Raw genomic sequence first — 22,164 nt, 5'->3', positions numbered from 1 at the left:
CAGAATTGATGCCAGTCGTTCGAGAAGCACTCAAGGGTCTTGGAATAGTGTTGGACGAACGCATTGAAGCGATAAGAGGAAACAAATGAGTATGACATCAAAAGAGACAGAGCTTACAGGTGTTCACGAAACCGCGAAGAGCTTGGCGGAAAGTCTCAGACAGTACATTGAGGCCCAATACCACATTCGTAATGAGGGTCTAGTCAGAGAACGACACGCGCTTCTTCGAAAGGACACAACAATCGCTCAGGTTCCCTATGTGGAGGCGACCCCTGTATACAAGACAGGAGATACATACGCGAACCTACCAATTCCCAAGCCTGCAATCGATGCACTTACTCAACTTGCGGATATGGGGGTCGGCCTATACCCCAAACCATATGAACATCAGTCTCAAGCACTAACGAGCTTTTTGGGCCAAGAGGCTGCCGATTTGGTTGTCGCAACCGGTACTGGTTCAGGGAAGACCGAAAGCTTTCTTATGCCTGTCATCGGAAAACTAGCCATAGAGGGGGTAGAACGGCCAGAATCCGCAGCACGGCCGGGCTGTAGAGCAATGCTACTGTATCCGATGAATGCTCTGGTCAACGATCAACTTGCGCGCATAAGACGATTGCTCGGCAACAGTGAAGCCGCCAAGGTCCTCTCAAAAGGACGACTAAGACCCATTCATTTCGGTAGCTATACTGGGCGCACCCCCTATCCCGGACAAAGGTCCGCAAAGAGGGACGAACAGTTCATCAAACCGCTCTTTGAAGAATTCTACCGCAAAGTCGCAGAACGACCAGTCGTCAAAGGGGAATTGGAGCGCATCGGTCGTTGGCCAAGCAAAGATCTCGATGCATTTTACGGACTCGAGTCAGCTCAAACCAAGACCTATTCCTCGGGGAAAAAAATTGGCCAACAGCATATCGCGAACAACTGGCGCTATCGACTTAAAACACAGCCTGGTGATCGTGAATTAATGACTCGGCATGAAATGCAGCAGGAATGCCCGGAACTGCTCATCACAAACTATTCCATGCTCGAATACATGCTCATGCGCCCCATTGAACGAAGAATATTCGAGCAAACAAGGGATTGGCTCAAATCCGACTCTAGAAATGAATTTATCCTCGTTCTCGACGAAGCCCATATGTACAGGGGCGCAGGCGGCGCAGAGGTCGCCCTGCTTATTCGGCGTCTGTGTGCACGCCTGGAAATACCACGTGAACGCATGCGTTGCATTCTTACCAGCGCGAGCCTTGGCACCGTAGAGGACGGTGAGCGGTTTGCCCGCGACTTGACTGGATTATCGGAGACCTCTCATCGAGCGTTCAGAGTAATCCAAGGAACCCAAGAACCCCGCCCTGCAGCCCGCTCAGCCACGCGCGAAGAAGCCGAGGCGTTAGCTAACTTTGATCTGACGGCTTTTCAGGACGCTGCCAACGATTTGGAATCTGCACGCGAGGCATTGACGATTCTGGCGACGCGTTTGGGGTGGAATCCACTCCCCCCGGTTGACCACGATTCACTCCGGAACTGGCTGTTCGAGAACTTGACAGGCTTCGGACCACTAGAGGCACTGATCACGACGGTATCTGGTAAAGCAGTCAAACTCGACGCCCTAAGCGAGAAGCTATTCACAGGGAGTCATCCCGATACGGCAAGGCGAGCAACTGATACGTTACTCGCCTTGGGTAGTTATGCCCGTCGACACTCGGACGGCCGAGTCCTCATTCCAACTCGGTTACACCTCTTCCACAGAGGCCTGCCGGGTCTTTATGCCTGCGTGGATCCAGAATGCACAGAAAGGCTCAACTCCCACAGTGGTCCAACCATCTTAGGAAGGCTTCACACGAAGCCACTGGATCAGTGTGGCTGCACGTCAAAGGGGAGGGTCTACGAACTTTTAACTCATCGTGACTGCGGTGCTGCGTTCATCCGTGGATACGTAAATTTGGACATGAATTTCGTCTGGCATCAACCGAGCGGCCCTTTGTCGGAGGGTGAGACTATTGAACTCACCCCTATCGAGATTTTGGTTGAAGAAAACGTTCATCCGCGGAGCCGTCACAGGGATAAGTGGCTGCATATTTCTACAGGGAGTCTTTCTTCAGTATGCCCTGCAGACGCATCGGGCTATCGAAAGGTACGTGTTCCGGACATGGCTCCAGGTAAGGATGGAATTACCTTCGATAATTGCCCTGTCTGCATGCGTAAGACAAGAAAGACCAAGGAAGATCCCTCCAAAATTATGGATCATGTGACTAAAGGCGAGGCTCCATTCGCCACATTGGTCCGCACACAGATGGCTCGCCAGCCAGCCAGCCGCCCTGTTGACGTAAAGCATCCTAATGGTGGCCGAAAAGTGCTTATATTTTCAGACGGTCGCCAGAAAGCAGCCCGACTGGCACGCGACATTCCGCGGGACATTGAACTCGACGTGTTCCGACAAGCAATCGCAGTAGCATGCGCACGCCTGACTGAAATTGGTCTGGAACCGAAGCCGAACCAGAACCTCTATCTCGCTTTCTTATCCGTTCTTTCTGATCACGATCTCCCAATTTTCGATGGTCAGGATGCAAGCAAAATTTCGGCCGCCCGTATCGAATACGAACGGGATTGCGAAAGTGACCTGACACAGGCGTTGGGTGACGGATTCGTGCCGTTAGATCCTCCTGCAAGATACCGGATTGCACTGCTTAAGCTCCTGTGTGGCAATTATTATTCGCTTTCTGGAACCACGGTTGGCTTTGTAGAACCCACACAGCCAAAATTCAAGAGGTTACGTGTAGACCTTAAAGCTGCAGGGGTCATGCTTGATGAGAAAGAAGTCCGCGCCCTAGCGGTAGCTTGGATAGATTCGCTACTGGGGGACTTTGCATTTGATGAATCTATCGACCATACACTTCGACGCAAAGCTGCAGGCTATTTCAGGCCAGACGGGGGGGGAAAAGGTCTGTTTGATAGTGCACTCAGGGAGACATTGATCAACCTCCCAGACTGGGGAAAAAAAACAGTAGAAGCTATTGAAGCTGTATTTCGCAGCCAGTTAGCATCAGAAACGGAAGTTGGATGGTTCTTGTCTCCGAACTCTCTTCGCCTTAGGGTTGACCTGTCTCATATATGGGCCCAGTGCCCAGAGTGCACGGCCTTAATGCCGTTCGCCTTTAGAGAAAAAACTTGCCTTGCCTGCGGAAGTGAAGGAACGATACAGGTCGATCCCACAACAAGCGATTACGTGGTCGCCCGCAAGGGCTTCTGGCGCATGCCCGTACAAGAAGCACTAGTCCCAGAGGCTCGGATTTCAAATCTCAGCGTTGAAGAACACACCGCACAACTGTCCAATCGTGATCGCAGCAGTGTCCACGCAACCACCGAACTCTACGAATTAAGGTTTCAAGATGTGCTCATCGATGCCGCTGATAGGCCAATCGATATACTAAGTTGCACTACAACCATGGAGGTCGGCGTGGATATCGGCTCGCTAGTTGCGGTAGCGCTAAGAAACGTCCCTCCGCAAAGAGAGAACTATCAGCAACGGGCTGGGCGAGCGGGCCGACGAGGTGCTTCAGTTTCGACCGTAGTGACATACTCTCAAAACGGCCCTCACGATAGCCACTACTACCTGAACCCCGAGGAGATCGTTGCAGGACCACCACGTACACCTGAAGTGAAGGTGGACAATGAGAAGATCGCCCGGAGGCATGTACACGCCTACTTGATCCAGACCTTCTTCCATGAGCTCATGGAGCAAGGTGTTCACGGTTCTGGCGAAACAACGTCGAGACTTGAGAAATCATTAGGTTCCACTCGAGAATTTTTCCATGGGGCACAAACCACTGGGTTAAACCTCGAAAATTTCAAGAATTGGGTGGACCGCCGAGTCCTGATAGAAAATGGAGACCTCAGGACATCTGTCGTAGCTTGGCTTCCCTCGTCCCTTGACACTGCAGGCCGCCCCTTAGAGCAGTGGCTTACGGACGTTGCTCAAGTTTTTCTAGCTGATCTACTCCGTCTTGGAGCAGATGTCCCGGCGCCTGTTACCTCGAATGAAAATGAAGAGAGCGACGACCCTGAGATTAGTGAGAACGCAGGGCAAAAACTGGAACAGGAAGATCTTCTAGAGTTTCTTTTCTTCCATAGCTTTCTCCCTAGCTACGCGTTCCCCACCAGCCTCTGTAGCTTCCTGGTGGAAAAATACGAGAAAAACATCAAAGGCATTCGAGAGGTCCGCACAGTTCAGAGACCACAGCAGTCGATCTCACAAGCGTTGAGCGAATACGCACCAGGCAGGTTGATTGTCATCGATAAGAAAAAATATCGGTCTGGAGGGGTATTCGCAGATCTCCCCGCAGGTGAAGTCAATCGTGCCAGGCCTTTGTTTGCAAATCCCAAACGGCTTATCCACTGCGCGGCGTGCTCCTTTATCCGCAATCCCCATAATACTCAGGGGGGCGACAGCGTCTGCCCAGTCTGCGGAGGGAATTTGATCGAGGAAATCATGATCGAACCAGAGGTATTTGGTCCCGAGGACGCCAAAGAACTGCCTGACGACGACAACGAGCAGGAGATTACGTTTGCCACTATGGCCCAGTTTCCACAACCAGTTGATCCAGAAGTTTTCACGTTCAGATCTTGCGGACCGAACGCAAGTTTTACCCATGCGACTGACCGTAGGCTAGTCACCGTCAATCGAGGCAAAGATAGTAGCTCAGCAGGAGGATTCTTAGTCTGTGGAGAGTGTGGTGCGGCATCCGTTTATGACGAATACTCCCCCGGGAAGGGAGCGCACAAGCGTCCCTACAGGCACATCGGACCACCAGGGACTCCAGAACTATGTTCCGGTGCATTCAAACACGTGCTTCTGGGCCATGACTTCAGTACGGATCTACTGCTGCTAAGGCTGAGGATTGTAGCCCCGCTTGTGACCGATACCTCGAACGCAATTGCGCTGCGAATGCTGGAGGACGCACTTCATACAATCGCCGAAGCACTTCGACTCGCGGCGAGCCGGCACAAGCAGTTGGACCTTGACCCGGCAGAGTTCGGTTCAGGCTTCCGGATTGTCCCAGAGCTCCAAAACGAAGCCCGGATGTTGGACGTCTTTTTATACGACACACTCTCAGGCGGGGCGGGCTACGCCGAGGTCGCAGCCAGGAACCTACCTGAGATATTGGAAGCTACACTCGCATTGCTTGAAGAGTGTACGTGCGACACTTCTTGCACTGAATGCCTCAACCACTTCCACAACCAGCACATACAAGGGAGGCTGGACAGAAAGCTAGGGGCTGCACTTCTCCGTTATGCCGTGCATGGGCAAGAGCCACAATGCGCATCTCCAGAAGACCAAGCAACCACTTTGTCCCAACTGTGCTCTAGTCTGGAATTGGATGGCTTTCATTGCATTAAGAGTGAAGTGCCAGAGGCGCCAATTTTGGTCGAGAGTGGCGGACACCGAATCGCCTTGGGATCCTTTCCTGGACTCATCGGTAGGCCTGAATTCGTTCATAAGGTTAAAGATGCATCTCATGTGAATGGGAGTCTGGCTCTGAACGAATATTTACTCAGAGCGAACGTACCAGATGCTCACCAACAGATACGAGCTATGTTCCGCTAGGTAATCACATGAAGGGGCATGGACAAGCCATGCCCCAATGTTAGCTCGGCAAACAGAGGAACAAGCCGTGTCTCCTCCCGGAAATCGCAAGATGAGATCGTTCGGTTAGCTGGGAGGAGGGTGTGCCCGGATATTTGTGTAAAGCAGCCATTGTCCACTACTCGGATCAATGGCTCCTTCGGCCCAAAAACCGCCCCCCCCACCAAGATCCCCCCCATCGGCGCACTTGAAGAGTGCGCCCTACGGTGCTCTCCAGGACGGATGACCGCGCAAACTTGCGGATCTGTCATCGCATTCGCTAGGGTATGTGGCGCGGCAATGATGCCGTGAAAGAGGCGCGGGCCCGAAGGTGCTGACACACCGACGGACCCGCTAACCAAACCAACTCTCGTGAGGAGTCAGTATGGCTGCCAAGCATGGTAATTCACCCCTGTCCCACTTCACAAATCGCCGTTCTCATCCGTCGTCGTTCATGCCGCTGTTTGAGCTGGTTTCCGAGCTGTGCCCACCGCGTGAAGCGCTGTCCCAGCCGGGGCTATGCCGCCTGATCGTCGATGGCCGGCTTGACTGGTCACTGGCCAGGGTCAATGGCCAGAGCTGGCTGTATCTGCCGCAGGCGGTACCCATGCGGCAATTGGCGGGCTGCACGGTGTTGTTGGCGGAGTAGGACATTCAACTGGAGGCCGGGGGGTGTTAAGCCCCCCGGGGGGGTCGGTTTGGTTCATTGCTGCGGTGCATTGCTGCGGTGCATTGCATCGGTGCATTGCATCGGTGCATTGCATCGGTGCATTGCCTTCGGCGAATGCACCCTACGCGAATGTGCCCTACGCGAATGCGCCCTACGCGAATGCGCCCTACACATCGAAAAGCCGTATCCCCCGAAACGGGCTAGACAGCCTTTTTCTCATACCGGAAGATAGCTGACAGTCCAAATAAAACCATCAGGCCTGAGGCCTGGTGATGCCAAGGGGGGTACACATATGTCCAGAATGTTTATTCTGGTGTTGCTGGTCGGTAATTTGCTAGCCCAAGCGTCTTGGGCAGAGGAAACGGACAGCAGCTGGGTAACGATTACAGAATCGTCCAACACTGTATGGCAAGGCAAAAAACTCAGCGGCCACCTGACCAGAGTGGATGGCAAGAAAAACGCTGGTTATGTCTATGTTTATCAGGTCAAAGACAAGCAAAAAGACACCTATGAGTTCGGCCAGGTTGTCGTGTTGCTGGACACCTGCCGAAAAGGCTACGGCTATCTGTTTTACAACGACATGCAGGGCAAGTTCACCGGCAAGGACGAGTTTGTCCGCTATGGCAAGACCGTTGCCGATAATCTGGGCAGTATGGCCTGTACCAGCTGGGACAACAGCACCGGCAAGATTTCACACGCCGAGAATGGCGACAAGTGGCAGTTGGTGGTGACGGCCACCCAATCGCGCAATGAATACTCCATCCTGCCGGACACCGTCCGCAGGCGCACATTCGGTGGCAAACCCGCCATTGCTGCATTGCTCAGCCTGAAAGATGTACAGGCGGACACCACCACCTACAACGAGTACGTCATGGCGACGGCAGACTGTCAGCGTGGATACGGCACCATTCGTACACTCAACTTTGATGGCGCGGTCCGGGAACAATATGATGTCGCGCTGAATGGGTCCTCGGTCATCGCCGCCATTGCCGATACATTATGTAAAAAAATGTAGCGTAAGGGCGCACGTTTCAAGTGCGCCATTCCTTTGGCGCATTGTTGTGGTGCATTGCCACTCGGCGAATGTACCAATGCAATGCGGACGGCGCACTTGGAGAGTGCGCCCTACAGCCGAAGGACACATTCACGTAGGACACATTCACGTAGGATGCATTCGCCGAAGGCAATGCATCAATGCAATGCGCCAATGCAATGTGGACGGCGCACTTGAAGAGTGCGCCCTACGTAGGATGCATTCGCCGAATGGCAATGCATCAATGCATCGCGTAGGGTGCATTCGCCGAAGGCAATGCGCCAATGGTGCATTCGCGTAGGATGCATTCGCCGAAGGCAATGCATCAATGCAATGCATCAATGCAATGCGCCAATTCAATCCATCAATATTCGATGGCGCATCATGGCTCCCGGCGTGTGGTTCATGGGCTATAGAGTGTTACGCAATAAGGGAGTTCCATGACGCTTTGCATGCCCCGGTCATCGCCCACCGTCGCCGCTCCTGTCCCCACACAACCGTTCAATTCCCTATTCCGCCGTTCGGAACATTCTTCTTTTTTGTACATTATTTATCTCTAAACTTCGCTGCGTCAGAAGTCCACTCTGGACGATTACTGTCATCAGGGAGATAAGAAAATGTCGTCATCAAGCGAAGTTGTACGCGACAGTGGTGCGGTCAGCACCGCTGCTACCCCCGCCTGGAGTTCCCACGATACCAGTTGGGTTCTGGGTCTGTTTGCCACCGCCATCGGCGCTGGCACCTTGTTCCTGCCGATCAATGCCGGCCTGGGCGGTATCTGGCCCCTGCTGGTCATGGCCGTACTGGCCTTTCCGATGACCTATCTGGCTCACCGTGGCCTGATCCGTTTCATCCTGTCCTCGTCCAAGCCGGGCAGCGACATTACCGAAGTGGTCGGTGAGCATTTCGGCGCCACTGCCGGCAAGCTGATCACCCTGCTGTACTTCTTCACCATTCTGCCGATTCTGTTCCTCTACGGTGTCGGCCTGACCAATACGGTCGAAAGCTTCGTCACCCACCAACTGGCCATGGAAGCCCTGCCGCGCGCGCCGCTGGCCTTCGTGCTGACCGCCATGCTGATCGCCATCGTGGCCAGCAGCGAGCAAATGGTCGTGCGTGTGATGGGCTGGCTGGTTTATCCGTTCATCTTCGTGCTGCTGGGTCTGGCGCTGTATCTGACCAAGTCCTGGAACGGTGCCATCCTGCAAGGTGGCGTGCCGAGCGCCGGCAAGTTCAGCTACACCCTGTGGCTGAGCATCCCGGTTCTGGTGTTTGCCTTCAACCACTCGCCGGTGATCTCGCGCTTTGCCGTGGCTCAGCAAGAGCGTTATGGCAAGAACGGTGTGCGCAAGGCAGAACAGATTGAAAAGTACGCTGTCATGATGATGACTGCCGTGGTGCTGTTCTTCGTCTTCAGCTGCGTCTTCGCCCTGTCGCCGGCTGACCTGGCGGCTGCCAAGGCTCAGAACATCTCGATCCTGTCCTACCTGGGCAACAAGTTCCAAACCCCGATCATCGCGCTGGTGGCACCGGCCGTGGCCTTCATCGCCATGTCCAAGTCCTTCCTGGGTCACTATCTGGGCGCACGTGAAGGCCTGCATGGTCTGATCGCGCAACAAATCGGTACCGAGAAGGCTGAACGTCAGGCCAAGACCATCAACCGCGGCATCATGGCCTTCCTGTTCCTGTCGATCTGGGGTGTGGCCACGGTCAACCCGAGCATCCTGGACATGATCGACTCGCTGTGTGGCCCGATCATCGCCGCCATGCTGTTCATCATGCCGATGTACGCCATCCGCAAGGTGCCGGCAATGCGCAAGTATGCCAACCAGCCGGGTAACGTCCTGGTGGTATTCATCGGTGCGATCGCCATGTCGGCCATCCTCTACAAGCTGCTCGGTCTCTAAGCCTCCCATTCGCGCGTCATCCGGCCCCCGCACCCGTCCCGTCGGGGCCGGGGATCCGGCTGGCGCGCGAAACGCATAAGGAAATCACATCATGATCAGCATGTTCCATCTGTATAAAGTCGGGATCGGTCCTTCCAGCTCGCATACGCTTGGTCCGATGAATGCCGCTCGCCGCTTTGTCGATGATCTGCGCGCACGCGGCCTGCTCTCCAGGGCCACCTCCCTGCAGATCGACGTGTTCGGCTCGCTGGCACTGACCGGGCTGGGTCACAAGACCGACGTGGCGCTGTTGCTCGGCCTGATGGGCGAACTGCCCGACACCGTCGATGTCACCGCCATCCCGGTACTGATTCAGCAGGTTCGCAAGACCGAACGCATCCGCCTGGGGCATGATGGTCCGGTTGTCGAGTTCTCCAACAAGGCCATGACCTTCCACCGCTCCAACCTGCCGCGGCACGAGAACGGTCTGACCATCAAGGCGTTTGGCGGCGAGCAACTGCTGCTGGACAAGAACTATTACTCCATCGGTGGCGGCTTCGTCATCGAAGATGGCGACAGCGCGGCAGAAGAAGATGGCGCGCCGGTCGGCCCCTACCCTTACCGCACGGCCGCCGAGCTGCTGGCGCATTGCCAGAGCACCGGGCTGTCGCTGTCCGGTCTGGTGATGGAAAACGAGTTGCACCTGCACACTCAGGAAGAAATTCAGTCCTACTTCGACCATATCTGGCAAACCATGCAGCAGTGCATGGCGCGCGGGATGAAGGCCGAAGGCGTGCTGCCGGGCCCGTTCCGCGTACCGCGTCGCGCCTCGGCGCTGCATCGTCGTCTGACGGCGGCCGAATCGCTGTCGCGCGATCCGATGAGCATTGTCGACTGGGTCAATATGTTTGCCCTGGCGGTGGCGGAAGAGAATGCCGCCGGTGGCCGTGTGGTGACCGCGCCGACCAACGGGGCCTGCGGCATCGTGCCGGCGGTACTGGCTTACTACAATCAGTTCATCAGCCCGCTGGATGAAGAGCGTTGCATTCGTTTCTTCCTGTCTTCCGCCGCCATTGGCACCCTGTTCAAGACCAATGCCTCGATCTCCGGCGCCGAAGTGGGCTGCCAGGGGGAAATTGGTGTGGCTTGCTCGATGGCCGCGGCCGGTCTGGCCGAGCTGCTGGGCGGCTCGCCTGAGCAGGTATGCATTGCTGCTGAAATTGCCATGGAGCATAATTTGGGCCTGACCTGCGACCCGGTCGGCGGCCAGGTTCAGATTCCCTGCATCGAGCGCAATGCCATGGGCGCGGTCAAGGCCATCAATGCAGCACGCATGGCGCTGGCCCGTACCAGTGCGCCGATCGTTCCCCTCGACAAGGTCATCGAAGTCATGCTGGAAGTCGGCAAGGACATGAGCGCCAAGTATCGGGAAACGTCGTGTGGCGGTCTGGCGCTGAAGCTGGCGGCACCGGTGCACAACTGCTCGGCAGACAATGAGGCAGAATGCGTCTGCTGGGCGCCGTAAGCGCACCGCACCATTAAAGGAACACCAGCCGGCGAAGGGCGACGGCGAACGAAACAGGAAAAGGGGTCAGGATGGATTTGCACTCGGTCATCACGCTGTCGGTGATGTTGCTTCAACAGATGTGCGTCTACCTGGCCGTCGCCTACGCCCTGAGCCGGACCCGGCTGTTCATTCCCCTGACGCGTGCCACCATTCGCTGGCCGCACCGTCTGGCCTGTTATGTCATCTTTACCGCGTTCTGCATCATGGGAACGCTGCTCGGTTTTCCGGTGGTCAGCGGCAATGCCATCGCCAATACGCCCGCCATCGGCGCGGTGCTGGGCGGTCTGCTGGGCGGCCCGGTGGTCGGCCTGGCGGTCGGCATTACCGGTGGTATCCACCGTTACTTCCTCGGCGGCTCTTTCGGTCTGGCGGCCTCGCTCGACATCGTGATGCAAGGGCTGATCGGCGGCCTGACGCACCGTTATCTGATCCGTCGCGGCAAGACCCGTCTGCTGTTCAGTCCGCTGCTGGCCGGCGGGCTGACCTTTGTCACCATCCTGCTGGAAATGGGCATCGACCTGGCGCTGTCGCGGCCATTCGATCAGGCGCTGCATATTGTCTACCTGATTGTGCTGCCGGAGCTGATCGCCAACTCGGCCGGTGCCGCGGTGTTTGCCAAGATCCTGCTGGACCGGCGTGACAGCCTGGAGCAACACTCGCGCGCGTTCTCCGCCAAGGCGCTGGAAATCGCCGCCCATGTGGATGGGGTGCTGCGTGACGGCTTTGATCATGAGAACAGTATGCGCGTGGCGCGCATCATCTACGATCAGACCGGCGTCGGCGCGGTGGCGATCACCGACTGCAACAAAATCCTGGCCTTCATCGGGATCGGGGCCGATCATCATCTGCCCGGCACGCCGATTACCTCGCCGCATACCTTGCATGCCATCGCCAATAACGAAGTGTTGTTCGCCGATGGCAACGAAATTCCCTATCAGTGCTCGATCAGTCCGCACTGCAAGCTGGGCTCCTCGCTGGTGATTCCGCTGGTCGGCGAAGACAAGCAGGTGATCGGCACCATCAAGCTGTACGAGCCGAAAACCCGGATTTTCTCGACCATCAACCGCACGCTGGGCGAGGGGATTGCCAAGCTGTTGTCGAACCAGATTCTCGACGGGCGCTTCGAACGGCAGAAGAGCCTGCTGCTGCAATCGGAGCTCAAGCTGCTGCATGCGCAGGTCAACCCGCACTTTCTGTTCAACACGCTCAACACCATCATTGCCGTCACCCACGACGACGTCGACAAGGCGCGCGGGCTGTTGACCGACCTGGCGGTGTTTTTGCGCAAGAATCTCAAGCGCCCGACCGAGGATGTGCAGTTGTCGGATGAAATTGAACACATTGATGCCTATCTGCGCATCCAGCTGGCACGCTTTGCCGACCGGCTGTCGGTCGAGTTCGACCTGCCCGAGCCGCTGTTGCGGGTGCGCGTGCCGGCTTTTACCCTGCAGCCGCTGGTGGAAAATGCCATCAAGCATGGCACTTCGCAGATGATCCGTGCCGGGGTGATCCGCATCAGCGCCCGCCAGAATGAGCAGGGGGTGGAGCTGGTGGTGGAGGATAATGCCGGCTTGTACGATCCGGGCAGCAGCGGCGGCCTGGGCATGAATATCGTCGACCGGCGCATCAAGACCCGTTACGGCGAATCCTACGGCGTCACCATGAGCTGTGAACGCAATGTTGTCACCCGGGCCACGGTCCGGATTCCTCTGGAGGCAGCAAGCTAATGATCACCGCATTGATCGTCGATGACGAAGTCCATGCCCGGCAGGCGCTGCGGCGCTCGCTGGAGCCGGCCCGGGATATCCAGATTCTCGCCGAGTGCGGCAACGCGCTGGAGGCGCTGGCCCGCATTCATACCGACAAGCCGGACGTGGTGTTTCTGGATATTCAGATGCCGCAGGTCACCGGCCTGGAAATGCTCAGCATGCTGGACCCCAAACACATGCCGTTCATTGTGTTTCTCACCGCCTATGACGAATATGCCGTCAGTGCCTTCGAGAAGAATGCCTTCGACTATCTGCTCAAGCCGGTGACGGCAGATCGTCTGGCGCTGACGCTCGACCGGCTGCGGCACAGTCTGATCCACCAGGATTTCAGTGCCCTGCCCGAGGCCAAGCATCTGCGCCAGATTCCCTGTTTCAGCTTGCAGTCGATCGTGTTTCTGAAGATGGAAGAGGTGGAGTACATCGAGTCGCGCACCACCGGGGTCTATGTACGGGATACGCTGGGCAAGGAGCATCTCACCAGTCTGCGGCTGAATGTGCTGCAGCAACGCACGCCGCTGATGCGGTGTCACCGGCAGTATCTGATCAATGTCGATCAGGTGGAAAAACTGCAGTACCTCGAGAGCGGCCTGGCGGAATTCGTCACGCGCAGCGGTCGCGTCCTGCCGATCAGCCGCCGTCTGCTGCCCGACATCAAAGAGCAGCTCGGCATCGCCTGAGCGAGGCTGTTGCGCGGGCCAGGCAGGTTCACTCTATCGCGGTATGATATCGGTATTGGAAACCAGCTTCCCGATACCATGACACCCATCCTGCTCGACTTTCCTGATCACTTTGCAACCGAACGGCTGCTGGTCCGTGCCCCGCGGCCCGGCGATGGTGCCGCCCTGTTCGCCGCCGTCAGCGAAACGCTGCCGGACTTGCGCGCCTGGCCGGCCTCCCTGCCCTGGGCGCAGCACGAACCGTCACCGCAAGCTTCCGAGCAGTTTTGCCGCAACGGTCATGCGGCGTTTCTGGCGCGCAGCGACTTGCCGATGCTGATGTTTCTGCAGCAGGACCATCAGTTTGTGGGGTGTTGCGGGCTGCACCGCCTGGACTGGTCGGTGCCGAAAGCGGAAATCGGCTACTGGTGCCGCAAGCGCTTTCATCACCAGGGCCTAGTCAGCGAGGCCGTCACCGGGCTGGTGCAGTTTGCCTTTGAGCATCTCGCCATGCACCGGCTGGAGATCCAGTCCGATGCCGCCAATCAGGCCAGTCGTGCCGTGGCGGAACGCTGCCGGTTTGCACTGGAAGGCATCATGCGCCATGAGCGCAAGACACCGACAGGCGAACTGCGCGATACCTGCCTGTATGCCTTCATCCGCTAACCAACGACGAAAACAGCCGGGGTCAGGTCTTGTATTTTGCGTAGGACGGGGTCAGGTCTTGCGTAGGACGGGGTCAGGTCTTGTATTTTGCATCTTGATGCAAAATACAAGACCTGACCCCGTCTGTTGGCGCATCTTGATGCAAAATACAAGACCTGACCCCGTCTGTTGGCGGACCCCGTCTGTTGGCGCGTCTGTTGGCGTTTCAGCGGCCTTTGAGTTTTTGGTAGTCGGCCAGCACGCCTTCGGCCAGTTTGCCGGCCTGTTGCAGTGCCTCGGCCTGGGGCCAGCCCTCGAAGGTTTGCGTGGTATCCAGCGCCTGCAGGGTGCGCAATGCATGCTGGCAGACTTCGACGCAGCTGTTGAAATCCGTGGCGCTGATCACCCGGCCGTGTCGGATTTTGCGGTAGTGGATGGCGGTCATCGACAGATATTGCTGTGCCCGCTCCGGCAGGGTTTCCCCTTTGTCGCGCTGCAGCTGGAACAGGGTGTCCATCAGTGAGCGGCACGCCGTCTCGCTGCGCTGCCAGCGCTTGAGCGCTTCCTGCTGCACGGCCTTGTTGGGGGGGGGTGCTTTCTTGCCTGCCATAGATGCCACCGGGAATGGGTAAGACGCGATTCTACCTGTCGGCGGCCCGGCACACTACCGCCATCCTGCGCCCGCGCTTACTGCCGCATGCCGACGGCCAGGCGGTTGAAGGCATTCATCAGTGCCACGGCAAAGGTCAGATCGCTGATTTCCCGGGCGCTGAAGTGTGCCAGCAAGGGCTGGTAATCCTGATCGGCGGCCTGGCGGTCGGGCAGTGCGGTCAGCGATTCGGCCCACTGCAGGGCCACCCGCTCGCGCTCGCTGAAGCGGCTGCTGGCCTGCCAGCCGGCCAGGGCATCCAGTTTGGGCTGTGGGACTTCGCGCTGGCGCAGGGCCTTGCTGTGCATCTCCAGGCAGTAGCTGCAGCCGTTGATCTGCGAGATGCGCAGGTACACCAGCTCGATGAGCTCGGCGCCCAGCGGGCTGTTTTCCAGTGCGGCTTTGGTCTGGCGCAGCCCGGCAAATGCTTCGGGCGACAGGGTGTAGTAGGGTTGGCGCAAGGTCGACATATCAAACTCCTTTGATGACTGTGTGGGTTCGCAGCAGGTAATGGGTCAACCGCTGGAGGGTCGGCGCCAGCAGCAGCACCACGGTGAAGGCCGCCGGCCAGGCATGGACGAAGGCATGGCCCCAGCGCGCCAGATAATCGGCGCTCAGGCCGAGGTTGAGCCAGGTAACCCAGCCGCACATCAGTGCTGACATGCACAGCGACATCAGCAGCGAAAACAACAGGCGGACTTTCAAGGCATGGTTCATCGAGATCTCCTCTGCTGGAATGCCAGCCACCTTACCTCACCCACTTTTTTGCAAATAGCGCTAAAATTTCAATTTCTAATTGCAAAAATGAAATCATGCTGGACGATCTGGCCTTATTTATCCGCATTGTCGAGTGCGGCAGCCTGAACGCAGCGGCTCAGCGCCATGCCATGCCGCCCGCCACGCTGACTCGCCGACTGCAGAAGCTGGAACAGGCACTGGGCTGCCGGCTGCTGCATCGCAGTGCGCGGCGCCTGCTGCCGACGGAAGCAGGCTGGCAATACTACGAGCGTTGCCGTCCCTTGCTGGCCTCGTTGCAGCAGGCCACCAGCTCGCTGGATGCCGAGCTGAATCGTCCGGCCGGGGTGGTGCGGGTGCTGGCACCGGTGACGCTGGCGGGCGTGCTGTATCGCGAAGCCTGGGCGCGGTTTATGGCGCAGTACCCGGATATCCGGCTGGTGCTGCAGCTGGCCAATGAGCGTCAGGACTTGCTGGCGGAAGGGGCGGATCTGGCGCTGCGTGTGGGGGAGCAGGCGGACTCGCTGTATGGCCAGCGTCGGCTGGGCACGGGGCAAACGGTACTGGTGGCGGCTCCGGACTATCTGGCGCGCGCAGGCTGGCCGGACTCGCCGGCGGCGCTGGCGCAACATGATTTGCTGGTGGCCGAACCGATGCGGCGCTGGCGCCTGCAGGACACGGCGGGCGGTAACGCGACGGTGTTCCAGCCGCAGGATCCGGTCAGGCTGCGGGTCAACGATATGCAACTGGCGGTCGATCTGGCGGTGGCCGGCCAGGGCATTCTGTATTGTCCTTTGCGTGCCGCCGAAGCGGCGCTGGCCAGCGGCCGGCTGGTGAATCCGCTGCCCGGCTGGCAGGGCGAGGCTTTGCCGGTGTATGCGCTTTGGCCGCCACAGCGTGCTTTGCCGGCGCGGGTCCGGGTCTTGCTGGATTTCCTGCTCGACTGGACGGCAGGTGCCACACCGCGCGGCGCACAATGAACTATGCTGGCAGTCCGGGCCAGACCACTTGAAGGGCATGTCATGGATACCAGTCATCATCACCTGTCGGCGTTGTTCGACGAGCTGGGCCTGCCGGCCGAGCCGGAGGCCATTCGCCGTTTCATTGCCAGCCACCCGCTGGCGGCGGATCAGAAGATCTATCAGGCCGACTTCTGGAATGAGGCGCAGCGTGATTTTCTGCAAAGTGCGCTGGAGGAGGATGCCGACTGGTCGGATGCGGTCGAGCAGTTGACCGTGATGTTGAGCCGTTAAGCGCCGTTAAAATTCGCCAAACCGTCTTATAATTGTCATAACAGTCTGCCGCGGTGTCATGACATCTGCCGCAGCGATAAAAACAGCATCACCGGGGGCGGTCATGACGACGGAAGAACAACACCACACAGCGGGTGATCTGTGGGGGGGGCTGGCGGCCATGCTGGTGGCGCTCCCCTCGGCGATTGCCTTTGGCGTCACCATCTTTGCCCCGCTCGGCGGGGACTATGCGGCTCACGGCGCGCTGGCCGGCATCCTTGGCGCCACCAGTCTCGGGCTGGTCGCCGCGACCTTTGGCGGGACGGACCGCCTGATCACCGCGCCCTGCGCGCCGGCGGCGGCGGTCATGTCGGCCCTGTCGATCTCCCTGATGCAGCAATCCACTTCCCCGGCCAGCATCATGCTGCTGCTGATGCTGATCGCGCTGCTCGCCGGTGCCATTCAGGTCATGCTCGGTCTGGCGGGGATCGGCCGTCTGATCCGTTTTATTCCCTATCCGGTGGTGAGCGGCTATCTCAGCGGGGTGGGTCTGACCATCATTTTCGGCCAGTTGCCCGCCCTGCTCGGCACGCCCAAGGGCATGAGCCTGTTCAGGGCCTTGCAGCAGCCGCTGCTGTGGCACTGGCAAAGCCTGCTGGTCGGTCTGGCGGTGGTGGCGACCATGTTGCTGGCGCCACGGGTGGTGCGCATTGTGCCGGCGGCGATTCTGGCCATGCTGACCGGCATCGCGGTGTATCTGCTGCTGGGTCTGGCGGACCCTGGTCTGTGGCAATCGCATGGCAATCCCTACATCATCGGTCCGCTGGTGGGCGGTCATGGCGAACTGGCCGAGATGCTGCAACAGAATCTGCAGGCGCTGCAGCAGGGTGACCCGGCCATGCTGGCCCAGGTGATCATTCCGGCACTGACGCTGGCCGCGCTGCTCTCCATCGACACCCTGAAAACCTGTGTGGTGCTGGATACCCTGACCTACTCGCACCACAATCCGAACCGTGAGCTGGTGGCCCAGGGGCTGGCCAATGTGGCCTCGGCGGTGATGGGCGGCATCCCCGGTGCGGGGCAGATGGGGGCCTCGATGGTCAATCTGTCCAGTGGCGCCCGCACGCGCCGTTCCGGTCTGCTGGCCGGCGGCTTTGCGCTGCTGGCCTTGCTGCTGTTGTCGCCGCTGGTGGCCTGGGTACCGCTGGCGGCGCTGGCGGGGATTTTGCTGGTGGTCGGGGCGCGCATGATTGATGTGCGCAGTCTGGCGTTCTTCCGCAGCAAGGCCACGCGCTTTGACTTTCTGGTCATCATTGCCGTGGTGGTGACCGCGCTGAGTGTCAGTCTGATTGCGGCGTCGGGGGTAGGCATCCTGCTGGCGATGATGCTGTATCTGCGCGAGCAGATGCGCAGCACGGTGCTGCGCCGCAAGATCGAAGGCGGCGGCGCCTTCTCGCGGGTGATGCGCCACGAACAGGAGCTGGCCATCCTGATCCGCGAAGGCAGCAAGACGGTGATCGTCGAGCTGCAGGGCAGTCTGTTTTTCGGCACCGCGCACCAGCTTTATCTGGCGCTGGAGCCGGAAATCGGTCCGCGCACTTATGTGATTCTCAATCTGCGCCGGGTGCAGTCGATCGACCTGACGGCCACGCATGTCCTCGAGCAGATCAAGGACCGGCTGGAGGCGGTCGGGGCCTGGCTGATTTTTTCGGAAATCCCGCACGGGCTGCCCAGTGGCTTGAAGATGAAGCGCTATCTGCGGCAGGTGGGCCTGCTGCAGGACAGCCCGAAGGCGCTGGCTTTCCGTCAGCTGGATGAGGCGCTGGAGTGGGTGGAGGGGCAAATGCTGCGCGAAGCGGCCTGTCTGGTGCGCGAGGAGGCGGAACCGCTCAGCCTTGACGCGCTGGAGCAGGTCTTGTGCTGGAAGCCCGGCTCACTGACCCGGCTGGCCGATCTGATGGAAACGCACCATGCGGCCGCCGGGGAAAAGGTGTTTGCGCTCGGTACCGAGGGCGGCGATTTGCTGTTCATCCGCCGCGGCACGGTGCGGGTCAGTCTGCCGTTGCGCAAGAAGGAGGCCTGGCATATCGGCACTTTCGGTCGCGGCGACTTTATCGGCGAGATGGGCTTTCTCGACAGTGTGCGCCGTACAGCCGAAGCCGTCGCCATGACCGACACTGACTATTACCTGCTGTCGCGTCAGCGCTTTGACCAGTTTGCGGCCACCCAGCCGGATGGCTGTGCCGCCATCTTCGAAGGGATTGCGCTGGTGCTGGCCATGCGCATGCGCATGATGAACAAGGAGCTGCGCGTGCTGCGCGACTAGGGCCTATGGCTTGAGCAGCAACTGGCGCCACTCGGCCGGGCTGTGGCTGACGTTGTACTGCATCCAGCGGCTGGCGATGCCGATGTTGAAGCCGTAGCGCAGCGCAATCACCAGTCCGGCACGATCGGTCGCGGCCATTTGCGGCAGCGCCGCGCGCGCCACCTGATTGGCCATGGTCTGCGTCAGCCGGGCGCGCTGATCGACCTGGGCCGAGACCTGCAGGAAGACTGTCGGTGGCGCCCCCTCAGGCGAGGTGCCGCCCTTCTGTGCCTCCTGCACGCCGATGGCCCTCACGCCGGGCACCGCCTGCACGGCATTCGCCACCCGGGTCAGCTCTCCATAGACCGGTGCATTGAGCCAGTGCGCCAGCATGGGCGGCAAGGCGGCGGCCAGGGCCAGCATGGACAGCCCGGCATAGGCATGACCTCGCCAGAAGACAGGGTTCGGCAAGTCTCCCGGCTGTTTGCGCAGCACCAGCGTGCGGCACAGTACATCGGGCAGCCACTGTCCCTGCCGGCGGTTGAAGATCATCATGTACAGGCAGGCCAGCCCGACCCCCAGGCTCAATGCCGCTTGCAGCATGGACAAGCCCATCTGGCCGTCGCCCGGCCCCTGGCTGAGGGCGTTGATTTCCAGCGGCAGCGCAATCACCAGGTAGCGCAAGGCGCTGCGTACGGGGCTGATCCGTTGCCCCGCCTGGTGGTAGAGCACGATGCCCAGCAGCCGTTTGCCCAGTGTCTGGCCGCCGCCCAGACGACTGTCGAGTACGCCGAAATACAGCACACTCAGCACCAGTCCGATCAGACGTCCCCAGCCACCGAGGCTCGCCAGCTGGTCAAAGGCCACCAGGCCGCAAAGCTGGCCCACGGTGCCCAGCAGCAACAGATCGATCGCAAAGGCCGCCAGGCGGCGCCAGAATCCAGCATGGGTCATCAACGGCTTCCTGTCTGAGGCGCGTCCGGTTGGCTGCCGGCACGCAATGATAAAAGCATGAAAAATAATTGGCGATTATAGCCTGCTCATGATCGGCGGGCATCCGTTCATCCGGTGTCAGCACCGGTCATCGTGCAGTACGGCAGTTCATCGCCTGGTCCTGTGCTCGCAACCTGCCGGTCGGCATGCTGGGCGCCATCGAACTCGACAAGGCGCCTGACATGCTTCTGATCATTCTGCAGCACACCCCGATCTGGGTGTTTCTGTTGCTGGCTTACCTGCTGTATGCCGGTTATCTGCAAACCCGGCCGCGCGAAGTGCCGCTGGCGCGCGTGCTGATCCTGCCGCTGGTGATGCTGGGGCTGTCGCTGGGCGGGCTGGCCAGTGCCTTTGGCTCGGCGCTGGCTTTTGCCTGCTGGGGCGGTGGTCTGGTGATCGGCCTGAGTCTGTGGCAACGCCGGGGGGGCGTATCGACCGCACGCTATCTGCCGCAGCAACGCCGCTTCTGGCTGCCGGGCAGCCGCTGGCCCATGCTGGTCATGCTGCTGATCTTCTGCAGCAAGTATGCGGTGGCGATCAGCCTGGCGCGCAGCCCGGCGCTGGCGCAGCAACGCGATTTCGTCATGACCATTGCCTTGCTGTACGGGCTGTTCAGCAGCTATTTCGCGGCGCGCCTGCTGCTTTTGCTCAGGCTGACGGTGCCAGCCAGGCCGACTTGAAATCGAACCAGCCCAGGCTGTTGAGCCGCACCCCCTGCATCTGGTGGCTGCCCTGCAGGCGGAACCAGTGATGAAACAGCGGCAACAGCCAGCCGCTTTGCACCACTTCGGCGGCCAGCGCCTGGGCCGTGACTTCACCGCGGCGCCAGGCGGAATGCCAGCTGGCCAGTGGCAGCGTGCCGGCGGCCTCCAGGCCATGGCGCAGCAGCGGCGTGCCGAGCAACCAGGCGGCGACGGCGTATTCCGGATTGCCGGCAAAATTGATGGAGCCCAGCCAGAGGTCAAACTCGCCCTCGCCCTGGTCCCAGGCGTCGTAGGGCAGGCAATGGCATTCGAGTTGCACGCCCTGTGCGGCCAGTCGTTGCTGCATCAGGTCGGCCACGATCGGGTAATCCGGCTGTTCGGCGTGGTAAGCCAGGCGCAGGGTCAGCGTGGGCTGCGGGGGCGTGGCTGTCTGCGCCATCTGGCCATGAAACCATTGCGGCAGCAGACCGGCGGCCGGGGTCCAGTAGCGGCGCACTTCGGGCGTCAGGCCGGCGATCAGGCCCAGCGGGGTCAGTTCCTGGCTCAGCCATTGCCGCAGCGGTGCCGAGTGCATGCGCGCCGAGCGGCCGTCAAACAACAGGAAGTGGCAGCCCTGCTCGCACACCATCTCGTCACGCGCCTGGCTGGCATCGCCGGCCTTGACCTGGACCTTCAGTTCGCAGGAAGAGCGCCGCTCATGCAGGGCCGAGCCATCGATCAGATCCGGCACGATCAGGATATCCACCTCGTCCAGCAGGGCCCGGTAGCCAAAATAGTCGTCGAAGGCCTGCAGCTTGAGCTGGTAGTTGTCATTGATCTGCACGCGGTAGGGGCCGGTGCCCACCGGCAGGCGCGCGAAGTCGGGCCGGGTCGACGCCTCGGGCGGGACGATCATGGCGCTGGCATCGGCCAGCAGCCAGGGCAGCCAGCCATCCGGTTCGTGCAGCTCGATGGCCAGGCAGCGCGGCGACAGGATGCGCACTGCCCGCCAGTGGCGAAACAGCGGTTGTGTCATCAGGCGCTGCAGGGCGGCCACGACTTGTCCGATCTCCAGCCGCGAGCCGTCATGCCACTGTACCGAGGGGCGTAGATGAAAGTGCCATTCAAGCGGAGTATGGGCATACCAGTGGTGCGCCAGATCCGCCTCGATTTCCCCTTTTTCCTCATTTAGTCGGGTCAGGCCGCTGAACAGCTGGCCGGCCAGATGGCGCTCGGTTCGCCGCAGCGGGGTTCCGGGCAAGAGGTGATGCAGCGGCCGGTAGTAGGGCACGGTCAGGACCTGGCGCCCCTGCTCCCAGCGCTGCCCCAGTCGCGACAGCAACAGCGAGGACAGCGCATCGCGATCTTCCAGCAGATCGACGGCTTGTTCCAGGCGTCCCTGCGCCAGCAATTGGCCGGCGCGCTCGCGCTGCAGCTGGTCCGGGGTATGGCAGAACACCAGCTGCGAACGGCCGCCGCGGCCGGCTCGCGACTGCCACTCGATCCAGCCCTGTGCCTGCATCAGCGCCAGCAGGTTGCGCATATGGCGCCGGGTGCAATGCAGGGTATCGGCCAGTTGCTGCAAGGTGGTCTGTACGGTTTGCCCGCCATGGGCCTGGTACAGACGCTGATACTGCTGGCTCAGCCGTGCGGATAGCATAAAGAGGAAATCCCTTTCTCATATCTCAGCAATTTTTCTTACCCCTTTTCAGCGCCAAAAT

The 22,164-nt window shown here is 59.6% G+C and carries 17 protein-coding genes; 12 read left to right on the top strand and 5 right to left on the bottom strand.

What is annotated here, in order from left to right; all coding sequences use genetic code 11:
• Positions 1-85: 85 nt before the first annotated feature.
• The 8 genes from JNO51_RS01830 to JNO51_RS01795 all read left to right on the top strand — a co-directional run bounded on the left by JNO51_RS01830 (position 86) and on the right by JNO51_RS01795 (position 13,867).
• Entirely contained in the window at positions 86-5,602 is a 5,517-nt protein-coding gene (locus tag JNO51_RS01830) for a DEAD/DEAH box helicase (RefSeq protein WP_215780711.1), read from the top strand.
• A 403-nt stretch (positions 5,603-6,005) separates the two neighbouring features.
• Complete coding sequence (locus tag JNO51_RS01825) at positions 6,006-6,269, top strand: hypothetical protein (RefSeq protein WP_215780709.1); 264 nt, start codon at positions 6,006-6,008, stop codon at positions 6,267-6,269.
• Positions 6,270-6,591: 322 nt separating this feature from the next.
• A complete protein-coding gene (locus JNO51_RS01820; RefSeq protein ID WP_215780707.1) occupies positions 6,592-7,305 on the top strand; it encodes a hypothetical protein in 714 nt (237 codons plus the stop codon).
• Positions 7,306-7,940: 635 nt separating this feature from the next.
• Positions 7,941-9,230, top strand: coding sequence for an HAAAP family serine/threonine permease (locus JNO51_RS01815; RefSeq protein ID WP_215780704.1), 1,290 nt, complete (start codon positions 7,941-7,943; stop codon positions 9,228-9,230).
• 91 nt (positions 9,231-9,321) lie between these two features.
• The gene (locus JNO51_RS01810; RefSeq protein ID WP_215780702.1) at positions 9,322-10,734 is read left to right on the top strand and encodes an L-serine ammonia-lyase; all 1,413 of its coding nucleotides are present in this window, start codon (positions 9,322-9,324) and stop codon (positions 10,732-10,734) included.
• 71 nt (positions 10,735-10,805) lie between these two features.
• Positions 10,806-12,503 (top strand): sensor histidine kinase, encoded by a 1,698-nt coding sequence (locus JNO51_RS01805; protein ID WP_215780700.1) that lies wholly within the window; start codon positions 10,806-10,808, stop codon positions 12,501-12,503.
• Positions 12,503-13,222: a two-component system response regulator BtsR gene (gene btsR, locus JNO51_RS01800; protein ID WP_215780698.1), complete on the top strand. Its 720-nt coding sequence runs from the start codon at positions 12,503-12,505 to the stop codon at positions 13,220-13,222. The genes JNO51_RS01805 and btsR overlap by 1 nt, the downstream gene beginning before the upstream one ends.
• Before the next feature lie 78 nt (positions 13,223-13,300).
• Positions 13,301-13,867: a GNAT family N-acetyltransferase gene (locus tag JNO51_RS01795; RefSeq protein ID WP_215780696.1), complete on the top strand. Its 567-nt coding sequence runs from the start codon at positions 13,301-13,303 to the stop codon at positions 13,865-13,867.
• A gap of 205 nt (positions 13,868-14,072) precedes the next feature.
• On the opposite strand, the gene JNO51_RS01790 is transcribed toward JNO51_RS01795, so the two are convergent.
• The 3 genes from JNO51_RS01790 to JNO51_RS01780 form a co-directional block, all read right to left on the bottom strand.
• A complete protein-coding gene (locus JNO51_RS01790) occupies positions 14,073-14,456 on the bottom strand; it encodes a hypothetical protein (protein ID WP_215780693.1) in 384 nt (127 codons plus the stop codon).
• Between the two features lie 77 nt (positions 14,457-14,533).
• Positions 14,534-14,965 carry a carboxymuconolactone decarboxylase family protein gene (locus tag JNO51_RS01785; RefSeq protein WP_215780691.1) on the bottom strand — a complete coding sequence of 144 codons (432 nt, stop codon included), beginning with the start codon at positions 14,963-14,965 and terminating at the stop codon, positions 14,534-14,536.
• A 1-nt stretch (position 14,966) separates the two neighbouring features.
• Entirely contained in the window at positions 14,967-15,212 is a 246-nt protein-coding gene (locus JNO51_RS01780; RefSeq protein WP_215780688.1) for a DUF2798 domain-containing protein, read from the bottom strand.
• A gap of 95 nt (positions 15,213-15,307) precedes the next feature.
• Here JNO51_RS01780 and JNO51_RS01775 point away from each other — a divergent pair, with 95 nt between their 5' ends.
• From JNO51_RS01775 to JNO51_RS01765, 3 genes are all read left to right on the top strand, one after another.
• Positions 15,308-16,210: a LysR family transcriptional regulator gene (locus tag JNO51_RS01775; RefSeq protein WP_215780685.1), complete on the top strand. Its 903-nt coding sequence runs from the start codon at positions 15,308-15,310 to the stop codon at positions 16,208-16,210.
• A gap of 42 nt (positions 16,211-16,252) precedes the next feature.
• Positions 16,253-16,483 carry a DUF2789 domain-containing protein gene (locus JNO51_RS01770; protein WP_215780683.1) on the top strand — a complete coding sequence of 77 codons (231 nt, stop codon included), beginning with the start codon at positions 16,253-16,255 and terminating at the stop codon, positions 16,481-16,483.
• A gap of 103 nt (positions 16,484-16,586) precedes the next feature.
• On the top strand, positions 16,587-18,788 hold the full coding sequence (locus tag JNO51_RS01765) for an SLC26A/SulP transporter family protein (RefSeq protein ID WP_215780680.1): 2,202 nt from the start codon (positions 16,587-16,589) through the stop codon (positions 18,786-18,788).
• A gap of 3 nt (positions 18,789-18,791) precedes the next feature.
• Here the strand turns inward: JNO51_RS01765 and JNO51_RS01760 are convergent, their stop codons facing one another.
• Positions 18,792-19,721: an RDD family protein gene (locus tag JNO51_RS01760; protein WP_215780678.1), complete on the bottom strand. Its 930-nt coding sequence runs from the start codon at positions 19,719-19,721 to the stop codon at positions 18,792-18,794.
• 221 nt (positions 19,722-19,942) lie between these two features.
• Here JNO51_RS01760 and JNO51_RS01755 point away from each other — a divergent pair, with 221 nt between their 5' ends.
• Positions 19,943-20,440, top strand: a complete 498-nt coding sequence (locus JNO51_RS01755; protein ID WP_215780676.1) for a DUF6622 family protein — start codon at positions 19,943-19,945, stop codon at positions 20,438-20,440.
• On the opposite strand, the gene sgrR is transcribed toward JNO51_RS01755, so the two are convergent.
• A complete protein-coding gene (gene sgrR / locus JNO51_RS01750; protein WP_215780674.1) occupies positions 20,409-22,103 on the bottom strand; it encodes an HTH-type transcriptional regulator SgrR in 1,695 nt (564 codons plus the stop codon). The two genes, JNO51_RS01755 and sgrR, sit on opposite strands and share 32 nt — an antisense overlap.
• Positions 22,104-22,164 lie beyond the last annotated feature (61 nt).

Origin of the sequence: Paludibacterium sp. B53371, assembly GCF_018802765.1 — a bacterium.
In the GTDB taxonomy this organism is placed as follows: Bacteria; Pseudomonadota; Gammaproteobacteria; order Burkholderiales; family Chromobacteriaceae; genus Paludibacterium.
Note: the sequence above shows the minus strand (reverse complement) of the source record. Positions and strands in the feature narration are given on the sequence as shown.

Bases quoted from the DNA above. Each gene is read 5' to 3' on its own strand.
- JNO51_RS01830 (WP_215780711.1), top strand. From the start codon at position 86: ATGAGTATGACATCAAAAGAGACAGAGCTTACAGGTGTTCACGAAACC.
- JNO51_RS01825 (WP_215780709.1), top strand. From the start codon at position 6,006: ATGGCTGCCAAGCATGGTAATTCACCCCTGTCCCACTTCACAAATCGC.
- JNO51_RS01820 (WP_215780707.1), top strand. From the start codon at position 6,592: ATGTTTATTCTGGTGTTGCTGGTCGGTAATTTGCTAGCCCAAGCGTCT.
- JNO51_RS01815 (WP_215780704.1), top strand. From the start codon at position 7,941: ATGTCGTCATCAAGCGAAGTTGTACGCGACAGTGGTGCGGTCAGCACC.
- JNO51_RS01810 (WP_215780702.1), top strand. From the start codon at position 9,322: ATGATCAGCATGTTCCATCTGTATAAAGTCGGGATCGGTCCTTCCAGC.
- JNO51_RS01805 (WP_215780700.1), top strand. From the start codon at position 10,806: ATGGATTTGCACTCGGTCATCACGCTGTCGGTGATGTTGCTTCAACAG.
- btsR (WP_215780698.1), top strand. From the start codon at position 12,503: ATGATCACCGCATTGATCGTCGATGACGAAGTCCATGCCCGGCAGGCG.
- JNO51_RS01795 (WP_215780696.1), top strand. From the start codon at position 13,301: ATGACACCCATCCTGCTCGACTTTCCTGATCACTTTGCAACCGAACGG.
- JNO51_RS01790 (WP_215780693.1), bottom strand. From the start codon at position 14,456: ATGGCAGGCAAGAAAGCACCCCCCCCCAACAAGGCCGTGCAGCAGGAA.
- JNO51_RS01785 (WP_215780691.1), bottom strand. From the start codon at position 14,965: ATGTCGACCTTGCGCCAACCCTACTACACCCTGTCGCCCGAAGCATTT.
- JNO51_RS01780 (WP_215780688.1), bottom strand. From the start codon at position 15,212: ATGAACCATGCCTTGAAAGTCCGCCTGTTGTTTTCGCTGCTGATGTCG.
- JNO51_RS01775 (WP_215780685.1), top strand. From the start codon at position 15,308: ATGCTGGACGATCTGGCCTTATTTATCCGCATTGTCGAGTGCGGCAGC.
- JNO51_RS01770 (WP_215780683.1), top strand. From the start codon at position 16,253: ATGGATACCAGTCATCATCACCTGTCGGCGTTGTTCGACGAGCTGGGC.
- JNO51_RS01765 (WP_215780680.1), top strand. From the start codon at position 16,587: ATGACGACGGAAGAACAACACCACACAGCGGGTGATCTGTGGGGGGGG.
- JNO51_RS01760 (WP_215780678.1), bottom strand. From the start codon at position 19,721: ATGACCCATGCTGGATTCTGGCGCCGCCTGGCGGCCTTTGCGATCGAT.
- JNO51_RS01755 (WP_215780676.1), top strand. From the start codon at position 19,943: ATGCTTCTGATCATTCTGCAGCACACCCCGATCTGGGTGTTTCTGTTG.
- sgrR (WP_215780674.1), bottom strand. From the start codon at position 22,103: ATGCTATCCGCACGGCTGAGCCAGCAGTATCAGCGTCTGTACCAGGCC.